23 protein-coding genes are annotated in these 24,335 nt (G+C 75.0%); 16 read left to right on the plus strand and 7 right to left on the minus strand.

Going from position 1 to position 24,335, the window contains the following annotated elements; translation table 11 throughout:
• Positions 1 to 70 precede the first annotated feature (70 nt).
• From ACFYVJ_RS05540 to ACFYVJ_RS05580, 9 genes are all read left to right on the plus strand, one after another.
• The gene (locus tag ACFYVJ_RS05540) at positions 71 to 1,231 is read left to right on the plus strand and encodes a cytochrome P450 (RefSeq protein ID WP_388886875.1); all 1,161 of its coding nucleotides are present in this window, start codon (positions 71 to 73) and stop codon (positions 1,229 to 1,231) included.
• Positions 1,232 to 1,239: 8 nt separating this feature from the next.
• Positions 1,240 to 2,454, plus strand: coding sequence for a cytochrome P450 (locus ACFYVJ_RS05545; RefSeq protein WP_388886876.1), 1,215 nt, complete (start codon positions 1,240 to 1,242; stop codon positions 2,452 to 2,454).
• A 25-nt stretch (positions 2,455 to 2,479) separates the two neighbouring features.
• On the plus strand, positions 2,480 to 2,752 hold the full coding sequence (locus tag ACFYVJ_RS05550) for a ferredoxin (RefSeq protein WP_388886878.1): 273 nt from the start codon (positions 2,480 to 2,482) through the stop codon (positions 2,750 to 2,752).
• A gap of 154 nt (positions 2,753 to 2,906) precedes the next feature.
• Positions 2,907 to 3,449 carry a hypothetical protein gene (locus ACFYVJ_RS05555; RefSeq protein ID WP_388886880.1) on the plus strand — a complete coding sequence of 181 codons (543 nt, stop codon included), beginning with the start codon at positions 2,907 to 2,909 and terminating at the stop codon, positions 3,447 to 3,449.
• Positions 3,446 to 4,828, plus strand: a complete 1,383-nt coding sequence (locus ACFYVJ_RS05560) for a peptidoglycan-binding protein (protein WP_388886882.1) — start codon at positions 3,446 to 3,448, stop codon at positions 4,826 to 4,828. The genes ACFYVJ_RS05555 and ACFYVJ_RS05560 overlap by 4 nt, the downstream gene beginning before the upstream one ends.
• Complete coding sequence (locus tag ACFYVJ_RS05565; protein WP_388886884.1) at positions 4,825 to 5,553, plus strand: ABC transporter ATP-binding protein; 729 nt, start codon at positions 4,825 to 4,827, stop codon at positions 5,551 to 5,553. The genes ACFYVJ_RS05560 and ACFYVJ_RS05565 overlap by 4 nt, the downstream gene beginning before the upstream one ends.
• Complete coding sequence (locus ACFYVJ_RS05570; protein WP_388886885.1) at positions 5,550 to 6,806, plus strand: ABC transporter permease; 1,257 nt, start codon at positions 5,550 to 5,552, stop codon at positions 6,804 to 6,806. Before ACFYVJ_RS05565 ends, ACFYVJ_RS05570 begins: the two co-directional genes overlap by 4 nt.
• Before the next feature lie 220 nt (positions 6,807 to 7,026).
• Entirely contained in the window at positions 7,027 to 7,680 is a 654-nt protein-coding gene (locus tag ACFYVJ_RS05575) for a response regulator transcription factor (protein ID WP_388886887.1), read from the plus strand.
• Positions 7,661 to 8,827: a sensor histidine kinase gene (locus ACFYVJ_RS05580; protein ID WP_388886889.1), complete on the plus strand. Its 1,167-nt coding sequence runs from the start codon at positions 7,661 to 7,663 to the stop codon at positions 8,825 to 8,827. The genes ACFYVJ_RS05575 and ACFYVJ_RS05580 overlap by 20 nt, the downstream gene beginning before the upstream one ends.
• 21 nt (positions 8,828 to 8,848) lie before the next feature.
• Here ACFYVJ_RS05580 and ACFYVJ_RS05585 read toward each other — a convergent pair whose 3' ends face one another.
• Positions 8,849 to 9,883 (minus strand): hypothetical protein, encoded by a 1,035-nt coding sequence (locus tag ACFYVJ_RS05585; RefSeq protein ID WP_388886890.1) that lies wholly within the window; start codon positions 9,881 to 9,883, stop codon positions 8,849 to 8,851.
• 240 nt (positions 9,884 to 10,123) lie between these two features.
• Between ACFYVJ_RS05585 and ACFYVJ_RS05590 the strand changes: the two genes are divergently transcribed.
• Entirely contained in the window at positions 10,124 to 10,984 is an 861-nt protein-coding gene (locus ACFYVJ_RS05590) for a phytanoyl-CoA dioxygenase family protein (protein ID WP_388886892.1), read from the plus strand.
• A gap of 99 nt (positions 10,985 to 11,083) precedes the next feature.
• On the opposite strand, the gene ACFYVJ_RS05595 is transcribed toward ACFYVJ_RS05590, so the two are convergent.
• Both ACFYVJ_RS05595 and ligD read right to left on the minus strand, forming a co-directional pair.
• Positions 11,084 to 11,989: a Gfo/Idh/MocA family protein gene (locus tag ACFYVJ_RS05595; protein ID WP_388886893.1), complete on the minus strand. Its 906-nt coding sequence runs from the start codon at positions 11,987 to 11,989 to the stop codon at positions 11,084 to 11,086.
• A gap of 93 nt (positions 11,990 to 12,082) precedes the next feature.
• Positions 12,083 to 13,093 carry a non-homologous end-joining DNA ligase gene (gene ligD / locus ACFYVJ_RS05600; protein WP_388886895.1) on the minus strand — a complete coding sequence of 337 codons (1,011 nt, stop codon included), beginning with the start codon at positions 13,091 to 13,093 and terminating at the stop codon, positions 12,083 to 12,085.
• A 49-nt stretch (positions 13,094 to 13,142) separates the two neighbouring features.
• Here ligD and ACFYVJ_RS05605 point away from each other — a divergent pair, with 49 nt between their 5' ends.
• Together ACFYVJ_RS05605 and ACFYVJ_RS05610 are read left to right on the plus strand one after the other, a co-directional pair.
• Positions 13,143 to 14,228 (plus strand): ATP-dependent DNA ligase, encoded by a 1,086-nt coding sequence (locus ACFYVJ_RS05605; RefSeq protein ID WP_388886896.1) that lies wholly within the window; start codon positions 13,143 to 13,145, stop codon positions 14,226 to 14,228.
• 94 nt (positions 14,229 to 14,322) lie between these two features.
• A complete protein-coding gene (locus ACFYVJ_RS05610) occupies positions 14,323 to 14,808 on the plus strand; it encodes a hypothetical protein (protein ID WP_101420226.1) in 486 nt (161 codons plus the stop codon).
• 29 nt (positions 14,809 to 14,837) lie between these two features.
• Here the strand turns inward: ACFYVJ_RS05610 and ACFYVJ_RS05615 are convergent, their stop codons facing one another.
• Positions 14,838 to 15,383: a type 1 glutamine amidotransferase domain-containing protein gene (locus ACFYVJ_RS05615; RefSeq protein WP_388886898.1), complete on the minus strand. Its 546-nt coding sequence runs from the start codon at positions 15,381 to 15,383 to the stop codon at positions 14,838 to 14,840.
• Positions 15,384 to 15,624: 241 nt separating this feature from the next.
• On the opposite strand from ACFYVJ_RS05615, the gene ACFYVJ_RS05620 reads away from it, so the two are divergent.
• On the plus strand, positions 15,625 to 16,614 hold the full coding sequence (locus ACFYVJ_RS05620) for a zinc-binding alcohol dehydrogenase family protein (protein WP_388887345.1): 990 nt from the start codon (positions 15,625 to 15,627) through the stop codon (positions 16,612 to 16,614).
• Positions 16,615 to 16,647: 33 nt separating this feature from the next.
• On the opposite strand, the gene ACFYVJ_RS05625 is transcribed toward ACFYVJ_RS05620, so the two are convergent.
• The 3 genes from ACFYVJ_RS05625 to ACFYVJ_RS05635 all read right to left on the minus strand — a co-directional run bounded on the left by ACFYVJ_RS05625 (position 16,648) and on the right by ACFYVJ_RS05635 (position 18,750).
• Positions 16,648 to 17,658, minus strand: coding sequence for a DUF3048 domain-containing protein (locus tag ACFYVJ_RS05625; RefSeq protein WP_388886899.1), 1,011 nt, complete (start codon positions 17,656 to 17,658; stop codon positions 16,648 to 16,650).
• Between the two features lie 65 nt (positions 17,659 to 17,723).
• On the minus strand, positions 17,724 to 18,182 hold the full coding sequence (locus ACFYVJ_RS05630) for a hypothetical protein (protein ID WP_388886901.1): 459 nt from the start codon (positions 18,180 to 18,182) through the stop codon (positions 17,724 to 17,726).
• 106 nt (positions 18,183 to 18,288) lie between these two features.
• Positions 18,289 to 18,750, minus strand: a complete 462-nt coding sequence (locus tag ACFYVJ_RS05635; protein ID WP_388887346.1) for a hypothetical protein — start codon at positions 18,748 to 18,750, stop codon at positions 18,289 to 18,291.
• A gap of 102 nt (positions 18,751 to 18,852) precedes the next feature.
• Between ACFYVJ_RS05635 and ACFYVJ_RS05640 the strand changes: the two genes are divergently transcribed.
• From ACFYVJ_RS05640 to ACFYVJ_RS05650, 3 genes are all read left to right on the plus strand, one after another.
• Entirely contained in the window at positions 18,853 to 20,142 is a 1,290-nt protein-coding gene (locus ACFYVJ_RS05640; RefSeq protein ID WP_388886902.1) for a DUF4185 domain-containing protein, read from the plus strand.
• Positions 20,142 to 20,792, plus strand: coding sequence for a DsbA family protein (locus ACFYVJ_RS05645; protein WP_388886904.1), 651 nt, complete (start codon positions 20,142 to 20,144; stop codon positions 20,790 to 20,792). The genes ACFYVJ_RS05640 and ACFYVJ_RS05645 overlap by 1 nt, the downstream gene beginning before the upstream one ends.
• A gap of 85 nt (positions 20,793 to 20,877) precedes the next feature.
• The gene (locus tag ACFYVJ_RS05650) at positions 20,878 to 24,252 is read left to right on the plus strand and encodes a hypothetical protein (RefSeq protein ID WP_388886905.1); all 3,375 of its coding nucleotides are present in this window, start codon (positions 20,878 to 20,880) and stop codon (positions 24,250 to 24,252) included.
• The last annotated feature ends 83 nt before the right edge of the window (positions 24,253 to 24,335 follow it).

Here is a 24,335-nt window from a genome sequence, read left to right on the forward strand (position 1 = left end):
GGAAAAGCGCGCCCTCGGGCCCGGCGGCGTGCAGAAAAGACGCACGAATTCAGGGAGAAGGAGCGCGCGCATGGCCAAGTCACCCGAGATTCCCGTACACAACCGCAGGGACGGTCTCGAACCCCTGCCCGAGCTGCGCCGGATGAGCCGGGAGACACCGCTGCTCGAAACCCCGCGCGACTGGGTCGCCACCGGCCACGCCGAGGTGCGCCAGATCCTCGGCGACGCCGACCGCTTCAGCACCATGCCGCCCGCCGACACCGAGGAGGACCGGCGGCGCCAGATCCAGGAGGGCAACCTCCTGCAGTACGACCCGCCGGACCACACCCGGCTGCGCCAGATGCTCACCCCCGAGTTCACCAACCGGCGGATGCGCAGGCTGGAGCCCTTCATCGAGGAGATCGTCGCCGAACGACTCGACGCCCTCGAACGCGCCGGCCGGCCCGCCGACTTCATGCGCCACTTCGCCTGGCCCATCCCCGGCCTCGTCAGTTGCGCGCTGCTCGGCGTGCCCCGCGACGACCAGGCGGAGCTGGCCCGCAACCTCGACATCAGCCGGGCCGGCAACCGCAGCCGCAAACAGCAGATGACCGCGGGAAAGGCGTACGTCGGGTACATGAGCCAGCTCGTCGCGCGCAAGCGCCGCGACCCCGGCGACGACCTGCTCGGCATGCTGATCCGCGAGCACGGCGACGACGTCAGCGACACCGAGCTGACCGGCATCGGCACCTCGCTGATGGCCGCGGGATACGAGAACGTCGCCGGCACCCTCGGCCTCGGCACGATGCTGCTGCTCGGCCACCCCGACCAGCTCGCGCTGCTGCTGGAGAAGCCGGAGCTGACCGACCGCGCGGTGGAGGAACTGCTGCGGTATGTCTCCGTGATCGCCACCTCCTCGCCGCGCACCGCCCTCGCCGACGTGCCCGTGGGCGACGCGGTGATCAAGAAGGGCGACGTCGTGGTCTGCTCCCTGCTCGCCGTCAACCGCGCCGGGCACGGCGCAGGCGACGACGGCTTCGACATCACCCGCGAGGTCACTTCCCACATGGCCTTCGGCCACGGCATCCACTACTGCCTCGGCGCCCCGCTGACCCGCGTGCAGCTCAGGATCGCGCTCCCGCGGCTGCTGCACCGCTTCCCCGGGCTGCGCCTGGCCGTAGCGCCGGAAGAGCTTCGCTACCGGACGCTCGCGCCCAACTACGGCGTCGAAGCGCTGCCCGTCACCTGGTAGGGGATCCGATGCCACGCCGCCCCGGGCCCGCGCCCGCCTACACCCGCAGAACGCGCTTCGACCCCGCCGCCGAGCTGCGCGCGATCGCCGAGGCACGGCCCGTCACCAGGATCGACGTCGGCCCCGGCGACAGCGAGGAGTACGTCTGGCTGGTCACCGGCTACGACGAGGTGCGCCAAGTCCTCGGCGACCACGTCCGGTTCTCCACCCGCCGCCGCTTCGGCCGCGCGGCGCGCACGGACGGGACGTACTCCGACGACTACCGCCCGGACGACATGATCGGGCAGCTCATGGACTACGACCCGCCCGAGCACACCCGGCTCAGGAAGATGCTCACCCCGGAGTTCACCGTCCGCCGGATCCGCCGCCTCCGCCCGCGGATCGAGGAGATCGTCGCCGACCGCCTCGACGCGGTGGAGCGCGCGGGACCGCCCGCCGACCTCGTGGAGCAGTTCGCCACCCCCGTCTCCGGCGCGGTGCTCTGCGAGCTGATCGGCGTCCCCCGCGACGACCGCGACGCCTTCCTGCGCCGCGCGCGCCACCACCTCGACCAGGGCCGCGGCCGGCAGGCGCGGGCCGCCGCCGGCGCCGCCTTCTCGCGCTACCTCGCCGCCCTGGTCGCCGGAGAGCGCCGGGACCCGGGCGACGGGTTCCTCGGCATGCTCGTACGGGACCACGGAACCGACGTCACCGACAAGGAACTCCGCGGCGTCTGCGTGCTCCTGATGCTCGCCGGCCTCGACAACATCTCCGGGATGCTCGGCCTCGGCACCCTGGTGCTGCTCGAACACCCCGACCGGCTCGCGGAGATCCGCGCGGACCCCGGGGCCGTGGACCGCACCGTCGACGAACTGCTGCGCTACCTGACCGTGCCGCACGCGCCCACGCCCCGCACCGCCCTGGAGGACGTCACCCTCGGCGGACAGCTCGTCAGAGCGGGCGAACACGTCGTCGTCTGCCTGCCGACGGCCAACCGCGACCCGGCCCTGACCGCGGACCCCGACCGCTTCGACCCCGCCCGCGAGCCCGCGGCCCACCTCGCCTTCGGCCACGGTATCCACCACTGCCTGGGCGCCGCGCTCGCCCGCATGGAACTCGGCATCGGCTACTCGGCGCTGCTGCGCCGCTTCCCGCACCTGCGCCTCGCCGCGCCGGCCGCGGAGGTGCCGTTCCGGCTGCACACGACCGCCTACGGCCTGGAGCGGCTGCCGGTCGCCTGGTGACCGTCGGCCGGGGAGGGAGACGACGATGGAGGTACGGGTCGACCGCGCCAGGTGCGTGGGGTCCGGGCTCTGCATGATGCATGTGCCCGCGGTCTTCGACCAGTCCGAGGACGACGGCAAGGTGCTGCTCACCACCGCGCACCCGGGCCCCGCGCTCGCCAGGTCCGTACGCGGGGCCGCCGGCCGGTGCCCCGGGCGGGCCATCTCGCTGCACGACGGCGCCGGGAGGGAGGGCTCCGAAGGCGCCGCCGGCGCCGAAAGAGCCGACTCGACTACCGGTTCTGGCGGTGTTCCCTGAAGTTCTCCTGAGGATAAAGCACGTCACCGCGGCGCGCTGAGCACCGCCGACAGAACACCATTCATCGAATTCTCATGAAAGCCGCCGCCGGCGCTCTTCGCCGGCGGCGTTCTGTATCCGCCCTGTGACCGGCGCTCGCGTAGAACTTGGGCCCATGTTCACCACACGCAAACGCGCATTCGCGCAGACCCTGCTCGCCTCGTCCGCACTCGTCGTCAGCGTCGTGCTGGCGGGGTGCTCCGACGATTCCGAGGCCGCCTCCTCCGACGGCGGCACGTCCGCCTCTCCTGGCAGCCCGTTCGACCAGGCGGTCGAGTACGCGCAGTGCATGCGTGACAACGGGGTGCCGGAGTTCAAGGACCCGGTGCAGGACACCGGCGGCGTCATGTTCAACCAGGGCGGCTTCGACCCGGAGTCCGCCGAGTTCAAGTCCGCGGAGGAAGCCTGCCGCGACAAGCAGCCGCAGCGCCAGGGCGGCCCCAACGGCGGTGAGCCGCTGGACTCCGAGAAGGTCGCGGAGTGGGCCGAGTGCATCCGCCAGAACGGCGTGCCCGACTTCCCCGACCCGGAGATCGAGGGCAACAGCATGCTCGTCGACATGGGCGCCGCCGACCCGGCGACGTTCGAGCCCGCCCGGCAGGCATGCCAGGACAAGTACCCCGGCGGCGGGATGCGGATCGGCGGGGGCCCGCAGTGACCAGCCGTGAGGAGACGGAGGAGCTGAACCTGCGGGAACGGCCACCGGGCGCGCTGGAAGTCCGCCCGCCCGGGCCGCTCACCGCGGGCGGCGACCCCGAGGCGGACGGGCCCGGCGGCGAACTCGCCACCGCGGCCCCGCCCGCCGGAGGCGACGGCGCGCCGAGCGGCCCCGGGCCGGCGCGCAAGAGCCGCAAGCTGCGGATGGCGCTGATCGTGGTGATCGCGATCGGCGTCGCCGCGGCGGCGGGACTCGCCGCCACCGGCGCGCTCGGCGGCGAGGACTCGGAAGAGCCCGCCGCCGGCCCGTCGGGGCCGGCCGCGACCGCCCAGGTGAAACGTACGACGCTCACCAGCAGCGAGACCGTGGACGGCACCCTGGGCTACGGCGACGTGTCCACCGTCGAGGCCATCGCCCCGGCGGCCGGCGGCGCCGACCCCGGCGCCGGCGCCGGGACCGGCCAGCCGGCCGGCGGCGGCGGAACCGCGGCCGGCTCCGGCGCCGATGCCGCGGACACCGGCGCCGGGATCGTCACCTGGACGCCCAACGAGGGCTCCACGATCAAGCGCGGCGACACCGTGTACAGCGTCGACGGTGAGAAGGTCCCCCTGTTCTACGGCGACACCCCGCTGTACCGCACACTGTCGGACGGCAGCGAGGGCGGCGACGTCGAGCTGCTGGAACGCAACCTCGACAAGCTCGGCTACACCGGGTTCACCGTCGACGAGACGTACAGCTCGGACACCGCGGACGCGGTGTCCGCCTGGCAGGAGGACATGGGCCGGGAGCAGACCGGCGTCGTCGAGGCCGGCGACGCCGTGACCGCGGAGAGCGCCCGGCGCGTCGCCGCGCTGCAGACCTGGTCGGGCGCCAAGGCCGAGGGCGCGGTCCTCGACTGGACCGGCACCGAGCGGGTCGTCTCCGTGGAGCTGGACGCGCAGTTCGAGGACCTCGTACGGGTCGGCACCAATGCCGAGATCGAACTGCCCAACGGCACCACCGTGGACGGCAAGGTGACCGACATCGGCACCCCGCCCGCGGCTTCGGGCTCCGGCTCCGGCGACGCCGGCGGCCAGGGCGAGGAGGACCAGGAGTCCACGCTGCCCCTGCAGTTGAGCGTCGGCCAGCAGGACAAGCTCGGCCGCTACCAGGCCGCGCCCGTCGACGTGGTGCTCAAGGCGGACACCCGCGAGGACGTGCTCGCGGTCCCCGTGAACGCGCTGGTCGCCCGGCAGGGTGGCGGCTACGCGGTGCAGAAGGTCACCGCGGGCGGCAGCACGGAGTCCGTGTCCGTCGAGCTGGGCATGTTCGCCAACGGGCTGGTCGAGATCACCGGCGACGGCGTCGAAGAAGGCATGTCCGTGGGGGTTCCGAAGTGACCGTCCCGTCGCATCCGGTGGTCGAGCTGACCGGGGTCACCAAGACCTACGGGGACGTCGCCGCCCTCCGCTCCGCCGACGTCGTCATCCGGCGCGGCGAGCTGCTGGCCGTCGTCGGCCCGTCCGGCTCGGGCAAGTCCACCATGCTCAACATCATGGGGACGCTCGACCGCCCCTCCGCGGGCACCGTCCGCATCGACGGCCACGACATCGACCGGCTCAGCGACCGGGAGCTGTCGGCCCTGCGGGCGGGCACCATCGGCTTCGTCTTCCAGCAGTTCCATCTCGCCCCCGGCGTCCCGGCGCTCGACAACGTCGCCGACGGGCTGCTCTACAGCGGCAGGACCCGCGCCGAGCGGCGCCGCCTCGCCGAGCGGGCCATGCGCCGCGTGGGCCTCGGCCACCGCCTCTACCACGAGCCGCACCAGCTCTCGGGCGGTGAGAAGCAGCGCGTCGCCATCGCCCGCGCGGTCCTCGGCGACCCGCCCCTGCTGCTCGCCGACGAGCCCACCGGCGCGCTCGACTCCCGCTCCGGGGCGGTCGTGATGGAGCTGCTGCACCAGCTCCACGAGGCCGGCACCACCGTCGTCGTCATCACCCACGACCGCGACATCGCCGCCTCCCTGCCCCGCGAAGTCCGCCTCAAGGACGGTGGCATCGAGCACGACTCCGCCCCCGCCGCGGCCCTCCCGGCCGCCCGGCTCTCCCAGGAGGCCGTCCGATGACCGCGCCGCACGCGACGGCGGAGCTCGACCGAGCGCAGCCGCCCGTACCGCCGCCGCCCACCCCGCCGAAGCCGGCCCGGATGACCCCGGCGGACATGCTGCGGGTCGGCGGCTCGGGGCTGCGCTCGCGCCCGATGCGGGTGTTCCTCTCCGCGCTCGGGATCGCGATCGGCATCGCCGCGATGATCGGCGTCGTCGGCATCTCCACGTCCTCCACGGAGGACCTGGACCGCCGGCTGAACGCGCTGGGCACCAACCTCCTCACCGTCACCCCCGGGCAGTCGTTCTCGGGATCCGAGGCCAGCCTGCCGGCGGAGTCCGTGGGCATGATCGGGGCCATCCCGGAGGTCGAGAACGTCTCCGCCGTCGGACGCGTCGACGCCAACGTCTTCCGCAACGACCGGATCCCGGAAGAGCAGACCGGCGGCCTCAGCGTCAGCGCGGCCCGCATCGACCTGCCGGAGTCCGTCGGCTTGCAGATCACCGAAGGACGCTGGCTGAACGGGGCGAACAGCCGCTATCCCGCGGTGGTCCTCGGTCCCAAGGCCGCCGAGCAGCTCGGGGTCTACGAGGCGGGGTCCGACTCGCAGGTGTGGCTGGGCGGCAGGTGGTTCACGGTCGTGGGCCTCACGGCGTACAACGAGCTGGTGCCCGAGCTGGACTCGGCCGCGCTGGTCGGCTGGGACGTCGCGGAGGACGAGCTGGGCTTCGCCGGCACCCCCACGACGATCTACACCCGCACCGAGGAATCCGCCGTGGCGGACGTACAGTCGGTCCTCGGCGCCACCGCCAACCCGGAGAACCCCAACGAGGCGACCGTCTCGCGCCCCTCCGACGCCCTGGCGGCGAAGGAGGCCACCGACGAGACCCTCAGTGGCCTGCTGCTGGGACTCGGCGGGGTGGCGCTGATCGTCGGCGGCGTGGGCGTGGCCAACACCATGGTCATCTCCGTCCTCGAACGCCGCTCCGAGATCGGCCTGCGCCGTTCGCTGGGCGCCACCCGCGGCCAGATCCGCAGCCAGTTCCTCTGCGAGGCGCTGCTGCTGTCCGCGCTCGGCGGCCTCGGCGGCGTGGTCCTGGGCATCGGCGTGACCGTCGGCTACGCCACGTCCCAGGACTGGGCGACGGTGGTGCCGATATGGGCGATGGCCGGCGGCATCGGCGCGACGCTCCTCATCGGCGGCCTCGCCGGGTTCTACCCGGCGGTGCGTGCCGCCCGGCTGCCTCCCACCGAGGCGCTGGCCACCACCTGACGTACCGGTGCACCGGCCCGCGGAGTCCGGACGGTGCATCGATACGCGGACTCGCCCACGCAGACCGCGGTGCCCCTGCTGTCCCCCCGAGCAGCGGGGGCACCGCCTCGGCGCTACGCCCGGCCGCCGGCCGCCCGTCCACCCGAGCCGCCTTCGGGCGTCCAGCCCCGTGACCTCGGCTGTTACCGGGGGCTTACGCGGTCTCCGGCACGCTGGCGGCATGCGTGTGCTGATCGTGGAGGACCACCGGGAGCTGGCCGAGACCGTCGCCACCGGACTGCGCGAGGACGGTATGGACACGGACCTCGCGTACGACGGCCAGGAGGCCATCGACCGTGCCACGAGCAGCGAGTACGACGTGATCGTGCTGGACCGCGACCTGCCCCGGCTGCACGGCGACGAGGTGTGCCGGGCGCTGACCCGGCACGGCAGCCGTACCCGGGTGCTGATGCTCACCGCCTCCACCACCGTCGCCGACCGCGTCGACGGCCTCGGCCTCGGCGCCGACGACTACCTGACCAAACCCTTCGCGTTCGCCGAGCTGATCGCCCGTATCCGGGCCCTCGGCCGGCGCCCGTCGAACGCCGTGCCGCCGGTCCTCACCCGCGGCGACCTCACCCTCGTCCCCGCGCAGCACCTCGCCAGCCGCGGCGGGCGCCGGCTCGACCTGTCCCGCAAGGAACTCGCGGTGCTGGAGCTGCTGCTGTCCGCGCAGGGCGCCGTGGTCTCCGCCGAGGAGCTTCTCGAACGGGCCTGGGACGGCGCCGCGGACCCGTTCACCAACGCCGTGAAGGTCACCGTCAGCAGGCTGCGCCGCAAGCTCGGCGAGCCACCGGTGATCGAGACCGTTCCCCATGCCGGATACCGGATCTGAGCCCGCCCGCCGCGCCGGCCGCCGGCTCCGCTGGACCGTCAGGCTCCGGCTGACGCTGCTGTACGGTGCGCTGTTCCTCGTCTCCGGCGTCGCGCTGCTCGCCATCACGTACGCGCTCGTCGCCCGCGGCAACGCCACCAAGGGCGTCCTCGTCAGATTCGACTCCACCCAGGCCGGCGGGAGCGACCCGGACATCCAGCACGTGGCCACCGAGCGGCACGAGGCCGCGCTGCAGGCCCTGCTCGCGCAGTCCGGCATCGCGCTCGCCCTGATGACCGCCGTCTCCGTCGCCCTGGGCTGGGTGATGGCCGGCCGGGTGCTGCGGCCGGTGCGGATCATGGCGGGCAGGGCCCGGCGGATGTCCGAGCACAACCTGCACGCGCGGCTGGCCATAGCGGGCCCCGACGACGAGCTGAAGGACCTCGGCGACACCTTCGACGGGCTGCTGTCCCGGCTGGACGCCGCCTTCGAGGCCCAGCGCCGGTTCGTCGCCAACGCCTCACACGAGCTGCGCACGCCGCTGACACTGCAGCGCGCGATGGTCGAGGTGGCGCTCTCCCGCCCGGGCGCGGACGCGGCGTCGCTGCGCGCCGTGTGCGAGCGGGTCATCGCCGCGGGGGAGGAGCAGGAGCGGCTGATCGAGGCGCTGCTGACGCTGGCCGGCAGCCAGAGCGGGCTGGTCGCCGCCGAGCCCGTCGACCTCGCCCGGGTGGTACGGGAGGTGCTGCGCGACCGCACCCGGGCCGCGCCCGCCACGCAGGACCTGCACTCCTCGCTGCGCCCCGCGGTCGCCTCGGGCGACGAACGGCTCATCGCCCGCCTCGCCGGCAACCTGGTGGAGAACGCACTGCGTTACACCCCGCCCGGCGGCTGGGTGCGGGTCGCCACGGACGTCAGGGAGACGGGCTACCCGATGCTGCGGGTGGTCAACAGCGGCCCGCGGATCCCCGCGGAGCGCATCCCCGACCTGTACGAGCCGTTCCAGCGGCTGCAGCCGCGGTCGGCGGACGGCGGCTACGGCCTCGGGCTGTCCATCGTCGGCGCCGTCGCCGCCGCGCACCGCGCGGAGGTGACCACGGTGCCGGGTCCTGAGGGCGGGCTCGCGGTCACGGTGGAGTTCCCGCCGCCGGACCCGGCGGACTGGTGAGCGGAACGGGAGGGAGGGCGGTCAGCTCGCGCCGATCATCTCGACCTCGCCGCCGAGCTGTTCGACCTTGCCCCGGTCGGGCACGTGGGCCGCGTTCTGCACGGCGTAGTACTCCCGTACGCCCAGGGGCTCCTTCTCCTTGACGTACAGGCCGGTGGCCTCACCCGGGATGATGTGGAAGCCCGGCCGGGTGGCGAAGTCCACGCGCGCGTCGTACGAGTTGAAGACGGTCAGCGCACCGCCGTCGGCCGTGCGGAGCGCGTAGACGTCGGGGAAGGCGGGCTCGTACGCGTCGTCCCACTTGCGGTTCTGGGACTCGAACTCGGTCTCGAAGTAGCCGTCGTGCTCGGGCCTGATCCAGTCCCGCCGGGTGGAGTGGTCCTTGACCATGTTCTTGCGCACCTCGCTGTCCGCGAGGAGCCTGCCGTCCTTCTTGCCGCCCGACACATAGAGGTCGTTGACCGCGTCGTCCAGGCCGTCGAGCGCGGTCGTGCCCACCTCGGTGTCGGCGGGCAGCACGGTGGGCAGGCCGCCGTCACCGCGGGCGACCTCGGGGATCCGGCCCTGGATGCCGACGGACGCGACATTCTTCCAGGTGCCGCCGCCGGCGCGTTCGAAGACCAGCAGGCTGCGGTCGCCCTCGTCGTAACCGGGGCCCTCCACGGGGGCGTCGACCATGTACCAGTCGCCGCGGGCCGGTATGTAGTACTGGGCCTCGTCGGCGCGGTAGCGGAACGGCTTCTTGTAGAGCGCCTGGTACTTCTTCTCGTACGTGGGGAACTGCCGGTACTGCGCCTGGCTCTGCTGATAGAGCGCGCCGCCCTCGACCTCGCCGAGCGCCTTGCGGTCCAGGGCGGCGTTGGCCGCGTTGTTGGTCTCGACGTAGCGCTCCAGCACCTTGCGGGCCTGGCCCTGGCTGATCACCGGGCGGGGCCGTGCCTTCTCGTCACCGGCGCCGCCCCCGTCGTCGTCGGAACCGCCGCTGCACCCCGTGGCCAGCAGCAGCGCGGTCAGTCCTGCGGCGGCGGTGGATATGGCGGTCTTCTTCGTGCCCATGGGCGCAAACCCCCCGATGTGGTCAAGATCAGTGGTCGGGGCGAGTCTAGGCACTGGCCCGCCGCCGTACGCGCCTACCCCCGAACGCCGCGGACGGACAAACCCCGTGGCGGACACCGGGGCCGCGTGGCTACGGTGAGCGCCGTGAGAACCGGATTCGTTTGACGCTGACGGGCCCGCGGCCCTCCTCCCTGCGGATGCGCGAGACGACCTGCCATCCGGACGAGAGGAGACGTCGTCGTGACGTCGTTGTTCAGCCATCAACAGATAGAGCACTTCCGTGCCTTCGGGTACGTGGTGCTGCGCGGCCTGCTCACCCACGAGGAGACCGACCGGCTCACCGCCGAGGTGACCGCCGCCCTCACCGACGCCTACGGGGGCCTCGGCACCGACACCGACCCGTACGGCGAAGGCGGTATCCGCGGCGACTTCCTGCCGCTCGCCGCCGACCGCACGCCCTTCAGCCAGTCGCTGATCGCCGACGATCCGCGGCTGTTCCAGGGCTCCGCGGAACTGTGCGGTCGGATGACCGTGCCCGCGGTGCCCAGCGCGGTGTGCTTCACCGGCAACTCCGGCTGGCACACGGACGTCGGCCCGGACGTGCCCGGGGTGACGTTCCTGGCCCACCTGGAGCCCCGTACCGCGCGGACCGGTGCGCTGCGGGTGGTGCCCGGGTCGCACGACCCGGCGTATGCCCGCCGGCTGGCCGCGTACCACGATCTCGACCCCGCCAACCAGGGGTTTCCCGGCTGGCCGGTGCCCGAGACCGTGCTGCCGACGCTGCCGGGCGACGTGCTGGCGTTCGACGTCCACCTGCTGCACCGCTCCGTGGGCGGCGAGAACCGGCTGGCGTGGCGCACCGAATACCTGGGGTGGCCCGGGCTAGGTGACACCGACGGCATGCGCACGGTGGGGGAGCTGCTCGCCGAGGACGAGTACGAGGACGCCGGGTTCGACCGGGTGCGCTGGCCGGAGTGGGACGAGTGGGCCGCCGGGGCCGCGGGGATCGCCTCGCGGCAGACGGCGCTCGACCGGCTGCGCCTGCTCGGCGTCGTCCCGGCGGCCCGTACCGCCGGGACGACGGCCCCGGCAGGGCCCTGACGGCCGGCCTGAAGTGCAGGCCGTGGCCCCCGCCTTACGGGCGGGGGCCACGGCCCTTCGGGGCCGTCGGGTCCGGTGGCCGGGGCCGGCCACCGCGGATCAGTCACCGGCGGCCGGCAGCCCTTCCTCCGCCGCGGACAGGATCTCGGTCACGCGCAGCCCGAGGTGGACGTCGCGGGGGTCGGGCCGGCCGCTCTCGGCCGCCTCCAGCAGCGCGTCCACGGCCCGTACGAACGCGGGCACCGGCCCGTCGTCGTCCCGGTCCGGCGCCGTCTGCACGCCCGGCGTGCCGTGCAGTTGCACGGTGACGCCCGACGCCTGCGGCGGGATGGTGTGGCTCAGCGTGCAGGTGCTGGACGCCCCCGAGGCGTGCCGCAGCGTGAGGTGCACGGTGTCACCCGGGCCGCGGGCGGAGGTGACGGCGCCCGGCACCGCCGGGTCCACGTCACCGAGGACCGGCAGCAGCATCGACAGCGCGTGCGGCCCGACGTCCCACAGCGCGCCCTTCTCGCCGCGCCAGGGCGAGGCCGCGTACGGGCTGTCGGCGCCCGCGAAGACCGGCGAGAGCCAGTCGGCGCGGCCCACCAGCCAGCCCTCCTCACCGGCCCGCTCGGCCAGCCAGCCGGCGGTCTCGTCGCGGAAGCGCAGCGTGAAGAAGACCACGGAGGCCACCCCGGCGCGCTCCACCGCGGCCACCATCCGCCTGGCGGCGGCCACTTCGGTGGCGACGGGCTTGTCCAGCAGCAGGTGGCAGCCCGCCGCCGCGGCCCGCTCCGCGAGCGGCGCCTGCACGTCGGGCGGCAGCGCGACGGCCACCGCGTCGCAGTCGGCGAAGAGGGCGTCCACGTCCTCGTACGCGCGGGTGGAGAAGCGGTCGGCGAGCGCGCGCGCCGCCTCAGGACGCCGGCCCCACACGCCGGCGATCTCCGCCCGCGGGTGTGCCTGCAGTCCTGGGCCGTGCGCCCGCTCCGCCCAGGGGCCGGTGCCGAGGAGTCCGAATCGCATGCGCCGAGTCTACGATCACACCGTACGCCGCAGGTCGGGCGGCCCCGCCCGGGCCACCGCGGGGCGACGGCCGCGCCGTCCCGCGCCCGCGGCTCACTCCTCCGGCCGCGCCCTGCTGGGCTGTACGCGCTTCGGCTCGCCCGCCATCTTCGGGTGGTCCGGCGGGTAGGGCATGTCGCCGTGGCCGTGGTCCCGCTCGTGCCGGGCGGACAGCTCCAGCAGCGAGGTGATGTCGAAGGCGTGCTCGTCCATGTCCGCGTGCACGTCGCCGACCTCGGCGAAGCGTTTCGGCATGGTCACCAGGTCGAAGTCGTCCGGCTCGGCGTCGTCCACCTCCTCCCAGCGCAGCGGCGCGGAGACCGGCGCGTGCGGGTGCGGCCGCACGGAGTAGGCGGAGGCGATGGTGCGGTCGCGGGCCATCTGGTTGTAGTCGACGAAGACCTTCTCGCCGCGCTCCTCCTTCCACCACGCGGTGGTGACCTGCTCCGGCATCCGCCGCTCCAGCTCGCGCCCGGCGGCGATCACCGCGCGGCGCACCTCCACGAACGTCCAGCGCGGCGCGATCGGCACGAACAGGTGCATCCCGCGGCCGCCGGAGGTCTTCGGCCAGCCGGTGAGCCCGTGCTCGCCGAGGACGGCGCGCATCTCGTGCGCGGCGCGCACGGCGTCGGCGTAGTCCGTGCCGGGCTGCGGGTCGAGGTCGATGCGCAGCTCGTCGGGGTGCTCGGTGTCGCCGCGCCGCACCGGCCAGGGGTGGAACGTCAGCGTGCCGTACTGCGCCGCCCAGACGACCGCCGCCGGTTCCGTGGGGCACATCTCGTCGGCGTACCGGCCGCTGGGGAAGGTGATGCGGGCGGTGGGGATCCAGTCGGGCGTGTTCTTCGGCGCGCGCTTCTGGAAGAACGACTCACCGCTTATCCCCTCGGGATAGCGCTCCAGGGTCGTCGGCCGGTCCCGCAGCGCCCGTACGATGCCGTCGCCGACGGCGACGTAGTACCGCGCGAGGTCGAGCTTCGTGTAGCCCTTCGCCGGAAAGAAGACCCGGTCGGGGCTGGACAGCCGCACTGTTCTGTCGCCCGCCTGGAGCTGAATCGCTGCACCCATGTGCGTAACGGTAAGGCGGATGTCCGAATCCCGCCTTACCGTTACGCACATGGATCTGCCGGTGATGCCCCCCGTGAAGCCGATGCTCGCCAAGCCGCAGAAGAAGCTCCCGCCCGGGATGCTCTACGAGGCGAAGTGGGACGGTTTCCGCGCCATCGTCTTCCGGGACGGCGCCGAGGTCGAGATCGGCAGCCGTACCGGCAAGCCGCTCACCCGCTACTTCCCCGAGCTGGTCGAGGCACTGAAGGCCAACCTGCCCGAGCGGTGCGTCGTGGACGGCGAGATCGTCATCGTGCGCGGCGACCGGCTCGACTTCGACGCCCTCACCGAGCGCATCCACCCCGCGGACTCGCGGGTGCGGATGCTCGCCGAGCAGACGCCGGCGAGCTTCGTCGCCTTCGACCTGCTGGCGCTCGGGGACGACTCGCTGCTGGACACCGCGCAGTCCGAGCGGCGCGCGGCGCTGCTGCGCGCGCTGGCCGACGCCCGTGCGCCCGTGCACATCGCCCCGGCGACGACGGATCTGGCGGTGGCGGGCGAGTGGTTCGAGCAGTACGAGGGCGCCGGGCTCGACGGGATAATCGCCAAGCCGGCCGACCTGCCGTACCGGCAGAACGAGCGGGTGCTCGTCAAGGTCAAGCACGAGCGCACGGCCGACGTGGTGCTCGCCGGCTTCCGCTGGCACAAGTCGGGGCCGGTCGTCGGCTCCCTGCTGCTCGGCATCAACGACGACAAGGGCGTGCTGCAGCACGTGGGGGTGTGCGCGGCGTTCCCGATGAAGCGGCGGGCGGAGCTGGTCGAGGAGCTGGCGCCGCTGCGGATGGAGACGCCCGAGGAGCAGGCGGCACACCCGTGGGCCGACTGGGCGAAGGAGGAGGCGCACGAGTCGGCGCGGCTGCCGGGGGCGCCGAGCCGGTGGAGCGGGCAGAAGGACCTGTCGTGGGTGCCGCTGCGGCCGGAGCGGGTGCTGGAGGTCGCGTACGACCACATGGAGAACGGGGCGCGCTTCCGGCACACCGCGCAGTTCCGCCGCTGGCGCCCGGACCGTACGCCGGAGAGCTGCACCTACGAGCAGTTGGAGGAGCCGGTCAAGTACGACCTGCACGAGGTGCTGGCCACCCGCAAGGAGGAGTGAACGGCCGACTCCGGCGGCTGTACGGAACCTATCGGTCAGCCGGAGTTGGCCTGGCGGACCCGCCGCCTTCGCCGGCCCCCGGCACCATGTCTCCATGGATGCCACCGCCCTGGCGCGCTCGCTGTTAGAGCCCGTTCCCGCCCACCGCACCGCAGGACTCACGGTGCTGCGCGCCATCGACGGTGCCGCCGAGGTCGCCGTCGAGGCCCCCGGTGTGCTCGGGAACGTCATCGGCTCGCTGCACTCCAGCGGTCTCGCCACCCTCGTCGACGCCGCCGCGCTGGCCGCGATCCTCTCCGCCGGCGACGCACCCGGAGAGCTGGACGGCGTGCTGCCGCTCGGCGCCTCCGCCTCGTTCGAGTACCTGGCGCCCGCCCGCGGCCGGCTCATCGCCTCCTGCAAGCTCAGCTCGTCCGCCGTCCAGGTGCTGCGCCCCGTCCTCGCCGGCACCGCGGACCGCGCCCGCATCAGCACCCAGGGCGTGGTGACCGACGAGCGGCACGCGGTGGTGTGCCGCGGCGGCTTCGAGTGGAGCGTCCGCCGCGTCACCCGGATCGCGAGGATCCGCCCCGGGGGCTGACGCTCCGCCTGCGGCCCCCGCCGCCCGGTTCAGCTCCGCGCGGCCTTGGCGAACTCCGACAGGAACGCCTCGCCGAACGCCTTCAGGTCGCCCGGCTTGCGGCTGGTGACCAGCGTGTTGGGTCCGTCGGCGCAGATCTGGACCGGTGCGTCGACCCAGGTGCCGCCCGCGTTGCGGATGTCCGTCTGCAGGCTCGGCCACGAGGTGAGGGTGCGCCCGCGGACGACGTCCGCCTCGACCAGCAGCCACGGCGCGTGGCAGATCGCCGCCACCGGCTTGCCCGTCCGGAAGAACTCCCGGGCGAAGGACACGGCGCCCGCGTCCATCCGCAGGAAGTCGGGGTTGGCGACGCCGCCCGGCAGCACGAGCGCGTCGTACTCGTCCGCGGCGGCGTCGGCGACGACCTGGTCGATCTCGAAGGTGTCCGCCTTGTCCAGGTGGTGGAACCCCTGTGCCCGGCCGGGACGGGTGGAGACCAGCCGGGGGGAGTGGCCGGACTCCGTGACGGCCTGCCAGGGCTCGGTCAGCTCCACCTGCTCGACCCCCTCGGGGGCGACGAGGAATGCGATACGCATGAGGGCACGTCCTTTCGACGGTCATCGCGGTCACCGGTCACGGCGCGTGCTGCCGATGATCACCTCCGTTCTCCGTGCGGGAGCGCGACCCGCGGGTACCCGGCGTGGCGTGGTCGAACACCCCCGCGCCGACAGCCGGGCGCATCCGAGGTCGCACGGGAGTGCATCGCCCGGCGCGTCGTGGACCGGGCCGCCCGGCGGCCGCGAGGATGGGGGCATGGGAGCCACGCTGCCGACGGCCATGCGGGCCTGGGTCGTCACCGCCAAGGGCCGGCTGGAGCCGGCGGAGCTGCCGGTGCCCGAGCCGGGGCCCGACGAACTGCTGGTCAGGATCGAGGCGTGCGGCGTCTGCCGTACGGACCTGCACGTCCGCGACCACGACCTGCCGCCGCACAAGACGCCGGTCGTGCCCGGCCACGAGGCGGTCGGTGAGGTCGTCGCGGCCGGCGCCGCCGCCGAACGGCGCATCGGGTCCCGCGTCGGCATCCCCTGGCTGCGCCACACCTGCGGGCAGTGCCGCTGGTGCGAGCGGGGCCAGGAGAACCTGTGCCCCCACTCGCGCTACACCGGCTGGGACGCGGACGGCGGCTACGCCGAATACGCCGTGGTGCCCGCCCCGTACGCGTACGCGCTGCCCAAGGAGCCCGCCGCCGAGGACCTGGCGCCGCTGCTGTGCGCCGGGATCATCGGCTACCGCGCGCTGCGCCTGGCGCACCTGCCGCCCGGCGGCCGGCTCGGCCTCTACGGCTTCGGCGGCTCCGCGCACCTGACCGCCCAGCTCGCCCTCGCCGAGGGCGCCGAGGTGCACGTGCGCACCCGCTCCCGGGCGGCGCAGCGGCTCGCGCTGGAGCTGGGCGCCGCGACCGCGGCGGGGGCCGACGAACCGGCGCTGGAGCCCTTCGACTCGGCGGTGCTGTTCGCGCCGGTGGGCGAGCTGGTGCCGGTCGCGCTGGAGGCGCTGGACGCCGGCGGCACGCTCAGCGTGGCGGGCATCCACCTCACCACCATCCCGGAGCTGGACTACCAGCGGCACCTGTTCCGTGAGCGGGTGCTGCGCAGCGTCACCGCCAACACCCGCGCCGACGGCCGGGAGTTCCTCGCCGCCGCGGCCGCGCACGGGGTGCGCGCGACCGTGACCCCGTACCCCTTCGACCGGGCGGACGAGGCGCTCGACGACCTCGCGGCGGACCGGGTCAGGGGTGCGGCGGTGCTGCGGATGGACGCGGGCTGAGGGCGCGTACGACGGGACCGGCGCCCGGCGCGGTCAGCCGCGCGGCACGTACACGACCCACACCTGGCCCTCCGCCACCGGCATCGGCTCGCCGTCCGGCGTCGTGAACACCGTGCGGTCCGCCTCCGTCGGCCGGTCCCACTCGGCGGCGTACGCGCGGCCGTCGCGCAGGATCGTCGCGTCGCCGGAGCCGACGGTCTCGGTGAACGGCGAGTTGTTGCCCCACCGGTCGCCGAACCCGCCCTTGCGGATCGTCGTCTCCTGGAGGACCACCGTGGGCGGCGCGAGCCTGCTGCCGCCGCTGGTGGCGGGCGTGCCGTCCATGGAGACCTCCCAGCCGCGGCGCCCGGCCGACCAGTCGAAGGTGAAGCTCGCGGCCGGCATCTCCACCGTGCGCTCGCCGGTCTTCCGGCCGCCGGCCGGGGCGTCGCCGGTCTCGTAGAGAGACGCGGCGTCCATGCCGGCGAGTTCGGGGGCGGCGTCGGTGACGCGGTCGGGGCGCAGGTACAGGTTGTGGGGTATGGGCCGGTCGGTGCCGCGGAAGTACGCGCCGGGCAGTTGCTCGGGCGGCACGGGGCGAAGCGGGGCGCGGTTGATGTACGGCTTGAGCTTGGACTGCGCGCCGGAGTACGCGAGTACGGGGTCGTCGTACTGCGCGAGCAGCTCCAGGTCCGTTTCGCGGGCGCTGCGCACCGGCCCGACGACGTCGGGAAGCCCGGAGGCGTAGACGGCGAGGAACCGGCTTATGCCGGCCTCGACCCGCTCCACGTGCACGACGTCGGCCTGTTCCAGACCGGTGTGCGGCCGGGCGGCCGCGGCGTTGTCCAGCTTCACGCCGAGCACCGGGCCCTCACGCGCGGGCGGCTCGTCGGTGGGTGTGGGCGCCGGCGAAGGGGATGCGGACGGGGAGACGGGGGAGGAGCGGGCCTGGGGGCGGTGCGCGGGCTCCCCGGTGCCGCCGTGCGACCGGGCGAACAGCACCGCGGCGACGGCGACCGCGGGCACCAGGAGCGCCGCCGCTGCGGCCGCGTGCTTCTTGTTCAACGAACCCCCCACTCGGCGTACTACCGATGACCTACCCGCCCCGGCCGCCCTCTACCGCGGTGGTACTAGCGCAGCAACTGGTCGGCGACCACGAACGCGAAGCCGGCGGCCAGCACCGCCATCGCGACCCGGGTGCGGCCCGCGCGGCTGAGCATGATCGCGGTGCCGGAGAGGATGAGCGCGCCGCCGTAGAGCGCGAACGTCAGCAGCGACGGCTCCGTGCGGAAGCGCACCACCATCGCCACGCCGACGGCCACCATCACGCCCGCGGAGGTCAGGGCGCGTACGCGGCGCGCCTGCCGCGGCGTCAGCCGGGGCGGCGGCGGCTGTTCGCCGTCCTCGCCGTCCTCGCCGTCGAGCGGGCCGGGCAGGCCGGCCGCACCACCGGAGTCACCGGCGCCGGGCGTGTGGGGGTCGCCCGCGTCGGTGCCGGCCGCGGCTATGCGGGTCTTTCCGGCGTTTCCGGTCTTTTCGGTCTCGTCGAGGCCCGTGTCGTCGATGTCCGTGTCGTCGCGGGAGGTCATGTGCGCCGAGCGTAGTCGCCCGGCCGCGGCCTGGGAGGGGCGGGCCGCGATCCGGCCCGGGATTCGACGGGCATTGCCGCTCCCGCCCGTGCCGCGGGGGCGGTTGCTACGTGCGCCCCTCGTCCTCCTGCGCCGCGCGCAGCGGCTCGGCGGGCGGCATCCAGTCGGCCCGTACGACCGGGAAGCCGGCCTTCTCGTACGCCTGGCAGACCGGCTCGTCGTCGTCCACGACCACCGCGACGGTCCGCCCGCGGGCCACCCGCCGCAGCAGCTCCGGCTTCGCCACCCGGGCAGGACGCCGGTCGCCGGCGCGGCGCATCCACAGCGGGCCCTCGGGCAGGCCGTGCGCGGCGAGCCAGGCCACGGTGTCCCGGCGGGTGCGCTCCGGGCGGCCGGTGACGTAGCAGACCTCGCAGGTCTCTGCCCACCGGAGGGCCAGCGCCACGCCCTCGGGCAGCGGCGGGTCGAGAGGGGCCGCGCGGAAGAAGCCCTCCCAGTCCTTGGGGGAGGACGCGAGATGGTGCAGCCGGTGCCGGGTGTCGGTGAGGGTGCCGTCCAGGTCGAACACCGCAAGGTCTCGCTTCGCCACGGCGCCAGCCTACGGGCGCCCGCGGGCCGCGTCCCACCGGGCGCCTTACGGATCACCGGCCCCGCCCGTTACCGTGCCCCGATGGAGCGACGCCAGACCGCCGGCGCCGGCATAGCCCTCGCCCTGCTGCTCGTCGTGGGCCTCGTCGTCGTGCTCACCGACGACGACTCCGGCGATGACGCCGGTGGGTGCACCGGCCTCGCCGTCTCCGGCTGGAGCGCCGACGCCGCGACGACCGGCGAGTTCACGCGCTACGGCGACGACGCCGCCCGCACGGACGACTGGACCGGCGGCGACGGCAACCACTCCGTCGAGCTGCCCGACGGCCGCACCCTGTGGCTGGTCTCCGACCCGTACCTCGGCCGGGTCCAGCCGCCGCCCAACACGCAGGGCCAGGCGCACTCCTGGCGCGACACCTCCCTCGGCACCCCCGTGTGGACCCGCAACGCCGCCCTCGTCATGTCGGAGGACGGCCGGCTCGAACGCACCCTCCTCGGCGGCGCCCCCGGTGCGCCCGCCTCCCTCTTCCCCGAACCCGGCGCCCCGGTGCGGCAGTGGCGCTGGCCGGTGCACGCCGTGGTGGAGCCCCGGTCGCCCGGCTCCGCCGAGCAGGTGCTGCGGGTGCTGCTCTGGCACCGGCAGGAGGCGCAGCAGCCGTGGATCTACGGCGTGCCGCTGGCCACCGAGGTCGCTACGCTCTCGCTGCCCGACCTGCGGCTGGAGGGCATCACCCAGGTCGACGACCAGTCGCGGGTCGCCGACCCCGCCGACCGCCTCGTCTACGGCGCGGCGGCGGTGCGGCGAGGGGACTTCACGTACGTGTGGGGAGGCACCGACGGCCGCACCCCCGAGCAGGCCGAGCGCAGTTCCCGCGCGCACCTCGCGCGCGTGCCGGTGGGCCGGCTCGGGGACCGGTCGGCGTGGCGGTACTGGGACGGCGAGGCGTGGAGCGCGGAGGCGGCCCGTTCCCGGCCGGTGCTGGGGGACGGCGGACGCAAGGGCGTCGGCAGCGCGTTCAGCGTCGTGCGGCAGGGCGACACCTGGGTGCTGTTCACGATGGACGCGGGCGGGCCGGCGGGCAGCGGGCTGACGACGGTCGCGTCGTACTGGGCGTGCCGGCCGGAGGGCCCGTGGCACGGTCCCGACAAGGCGTTCACCGCGCCGCTGCCCGAGGACGCGGCCGGCGGCTCGGGCGCCGCCGCGTACAACCCGCAGGCCCATCCCGGCGTCGGCTCCGGCGACGGGCTGCTCCTCGGCTACGACGTCAACTGGCTGGACGCCTCGGCCGACAGCGTCTCCGCCAACGTGCACCGCAACGTCGCCCTGTACCGCCCGCGGTTCGTCCGCCTGCACCTCGATACGGTGGAGTGATGCGTACGGACGAGGCGGCGGACCCCGGGGACGGCACGCCCGCCGTGGACTTCTGGTTCGACCCCGTGTGCCCCTGGACGTGGACGACGGCCCGCTGGCTGACCGAGGTGCGGCGGCTCGCCGGCATCCGGGTGCGCTGGCGGGTCATGAGCCTGGAGGTCCTCAACGAGGACCGCGAGGTCAACCCCGAGGATCCCGAGGGGGAGTGGGGCGACTACCTCCGGCAGCCGGTGCGGGTCTGCGCCGCCGTCGCCGCGCACCACGGGTCCGACGCCCTCGGCCGCTACTACGCGGCGCTGGCCGTGCGGCTGCACGAGCGCGGCGAGTGGGACGGCCTGGCCCGCGCGCTCGACGACACCGGCCTCCCCGCCGAACTGGCCGCGGCCGCCGAGTCGGAGGCGTACGACGAGGCGGTACGCGCCTCGCACGCCGAGGGCATCGCGCTCGTCGGCACCGACGTCGGCAGCCCGGTCCTCGCCGTCACCCCGCCCGGCGGTGCCCGCTTCGCCTTCTTCGGCCCCGTCGTCTCGCCCGCCCCGCACGGCGCCGGCGCGCTGCGGCTGTGGGACGGGCTGCTGACGCTGGGCGGCGTGCCCGGCCTGTACGAGATCAAGCGCACCCGCACCCGCGAGATGCCGTCGTTCGACTGACCGCCGCCGGGCCCCGGCGCGGCCCGGCCCGGCTCGTACAAGGATTCGGCTCCCGAGCGGCGGCCGGCACGGAACAATGCCGCGCATGCAGCCTCACGCCGACGACCTCATCCGCGCCCTCGAACCCCTGCCGTACCCGCGGCGCCTGCGCGACCTGGCCCTGGCAGCCCGCCGGGCCGCCGGGCACGGCGAACTGGCCGCGCTCCTCGACGGGCTGGAGGGACACGGCGGGTACGGCCGCAGGCTCGCGGCGTTCGCCGCCCTCGTCGGGCGCGACACCGATTTCCTCGCCGCCCGGCTCGCCCACCCCGACCACGCGGTGCGCGCCCAGGGGATGAAGGCCGTACGGCGCGGCCTGGTGGCCGACGAGGTCGTCGTCGCCGCGTTCGAGGACGCGCCCGCCGTGGTGCGCGGGCAGCTCGTCCGGGCCGTGGTCCGCGGCCGGCGCACCGCCGTCGCGGAGGCGCTGATCGGGCCCGTCGGCGAGCAGTGGGGCGACGCCGAGGCCGCCCGGCTGCTGCCCGCCTGCACGGAGGAGACCGTACGCCGCCTGCTGCCGGCGCTCTGGCCCGCACTCCGCGGCGCCACCCTCGCCTGCCGGCACCCCGGTGCCGTACTCGACGAGGCGGAACGGCAGTTGGGGCTGCTGCCGGCCGGCCGGGGGCGGTGGTGGAGCCGGTACGAGGAGGTCGTCGCGCCGGTCGCCGGCAGTGCACCGGACCGCGTCCTGGGACTGCTGGAGCGGTACGGCCACGGTGGGCAGCCGCTCATGTACGACGCGCTTGCCCGCCTCGTGGCCGCCGACCCCGGCCGCACCCTGCGCCTGCTGCTCGACCCGGAGCGCCGCCGGAACATCGCCGCGTCCCATCTCCGGCGCACCGTGCTCGACCGCCTCGTCGCCGCCGACCCGCCCGAGCTGCCCGAGCTCGCCCGGCTGTGGCAGGAGAACACCTCCGCGCTCACCCACCTGCTGCGCCGCACCCCGCCGTCCCGCCGCGAGGCGCTCTTCGACGCCGCCATGGCCGGACGGGACACCGCCCGCGACGACTTCCCGCCCGACCTCCTCGACGCCCTGCCCCACCGGCGCCGCGCCGCGGAGGCGCGCCGGATGGCGGCGCGGGCCCGCGCGCGCGGCGCGCACCCCTCGGTCGTGCTGCGCGCCGTGGCCTGCCTGCCCGTCGCCGAGGCACGGGGCGAACTGCTCGCCGCGCTGCGCCGCTCCGACGCCGACGAGCGCGCCGAGGCGTACCGGCTGCTCGTCGCCAACGCCGCCCGCTCCGGCCACCCCGAGGACGTCACCAGCGCCGTCCGGCTGCTGGCCGAGCGGCTGCGCAACGACCAGGACCCCGTGCGCTCCGCCGCCCTGGGGCAGCTCGCCGGGACGCACCCCGCGCTGTTCACGGCCGACGCCGCCGACCACCTCCACGGCATCGCCGCCGACGCGATCGCCGCCCGCGACTCCTCCCCGGCCACCCGCGGGGCGCTGCGCACGCTGGCGGTCGCGCTGCTCCGCGAACACGCCGCGGGCGGCCGGCCCGAGCTGGTGAGCTTCTCGCTGCGTACGATCACCCGGCTCACCGGCCACACCGGCGGCGCCGACCTCGGCCGGCTGGACACCTCGCTGCGCCGCGGCCAGGAGCACGAGGTCTTCGACGCGCTCGAACCCTGGCTGGAGGCGGGTGCGGACAAGGTCGACCACGGGCTGACCTTCGCGCTCGCCCGGGCGCTCGGGCGGCGCGCCTGGGGGATGCCCAAGCTCCAGGAGTACCTGTGGCAGGCCGTGCAGTTCGGCACCGACGCGACCGTGCGCACCGCCGTGTCGCTGTGGCTCGAACCGCCCTCGGGCCGCGGCGAGCGCGTCGGCCGGCTGCTGACGCTGGAGCCGTCCGCGGCGGTGCTCCCGCCGGTGTACGCGGTGCTGGCCCGCAGCCGTACGGACCTGCTGGGCGGCGTCCTCGGCGACACCCCGCCGTGGGGCCGGTTCCTGACCCGGCGCGCCTCCTGGACCCCGCCCGTCATCACGCCCGAACGCTGGACGCCCGCCCAGCAGGCCGCCGCCGCCCGGCTGCTGGCCCGCGCCGCGGCCGACACCGGGCTGCCGCTGCACGACCGCACCCGGGCCCTCGCGGAGGCCGCCCGCATACCCGGCCACGGCTTCGACGTCGCCTTCCGCTACACCGGGGCCGACGACGTCGCGCTCGCCGAGGCCGCGCTCGCCGCCCTGGTGTGGACCGACCGGCCCGCGGAGGCGCTGCCGCTGCTGTTCGCGCACGCGGGCGGCGACCGCGCGCGTGTCGCCGTGTACGCCGCCACCCGCGCCACCCGGCACGCGGCGCCCTCGCGCGTCGAGGCGGCCCTGCACCCGCTGCTGCTGCCGGGACCCGACGGGTCCGCCGCCGTGAAGGTCACGAGCCGCAAGGAGGCCGTCCGCCTCGCCGCCGGCCGGCTGCAGGCCGCGCGCGCGGCGGAGCTGGTGGCCGGCGCGTACGAACTGCCGGAGCAGCACCGCGACGTACGCGCCGCGTGCGTGGCGTTCGCCGGCGGCCTGCTCGGCAGGCCGGAGGTGTGGCGGATGCTGGCGGCCGCCGCGGGCGACGACCCGGAGGTGCGGCTCCCGCTGCTCCGGCCGCAGCCGGGCGACCTGCGCGAGGAGCACCGGCCGCGGTACGCGGGCCTGGTGGAGGCCGCGAGCCGCACCGACGATCCGCAGCTCGCCCGGGCCGCGTACACCAGCCTCGCCGGCTGGGCGCCGTGGTCGCCGACCGCGGCGGACGTGCTGTGCCGCGCCGTGACCGACCTCGGCAACCGCGGCATGTGGGAGCCCGCGGCCGATGCCCTCGTCACCCTGGCGGTCAACGCCCCCGCGGACGATCCGGCGCGCGAGCCCGTCGTACGCGCCGCGCGTGAACTCCGCGTCCGCGCCCTCGGCCAGCCCGACGCCGAGCAGGACCGCGACCTGCCCGCCCGCCGGCGGCTGGTCTCCCTCGCGGGGCGGCTGACCGTGCGGACGCGGACACGCCGCTCCCTGCTGCGGCCCACGCTGCACGCGTTCGCCGACGTCGTCGCCGTCGACGAGGACTTCGTGCCGCAGGCGGCGGTACTGCGCACCGAGGCCCTCGACCTGGAGGCAGGAGCCGCCGAGCTGACGGCGGCGCTGCGGGAACTCGCGGACCTGCACGAGGGGCGCCCGGTGCTCGCCGAGACCACGGCGGGCAGCCTCGGCCGGCGGCTCGACCGGGACGCCCGCCCTGGCACGCCGGACGCCGTGGCGGAGGCGGCCCGTGCGCTGGCGGCGGCGGGCGGGCACGCGGAGGGGCTGTTCGCGGTCGCGCTCACCAAGGTCGGCGGTACGCGCGCGGGCTGGCCCGAGCCCTGGCGGGCCACGCTGCGCACCCTGCGCGCACACCCGCAGCGTGAGGTGCGGGACGCGGCGCTGGAGGTGCAGACGGCACCCGAGTAGGCCGTACGGACCGGGGGCGCCCGGCTCGTACGGCCCCGCGCGGGCGGGACGTGCGCCGGGGGCCGCGAACCCGGTGCGGCGGC

The organism is Streptomyces sp. NPDC004134 (assembly GCF_042874195.1).
GTDB lineage: Bacteria > Actinomycetota > Actinomycetes > Streptomycetales > Streptomycetaceae > Streptomyces.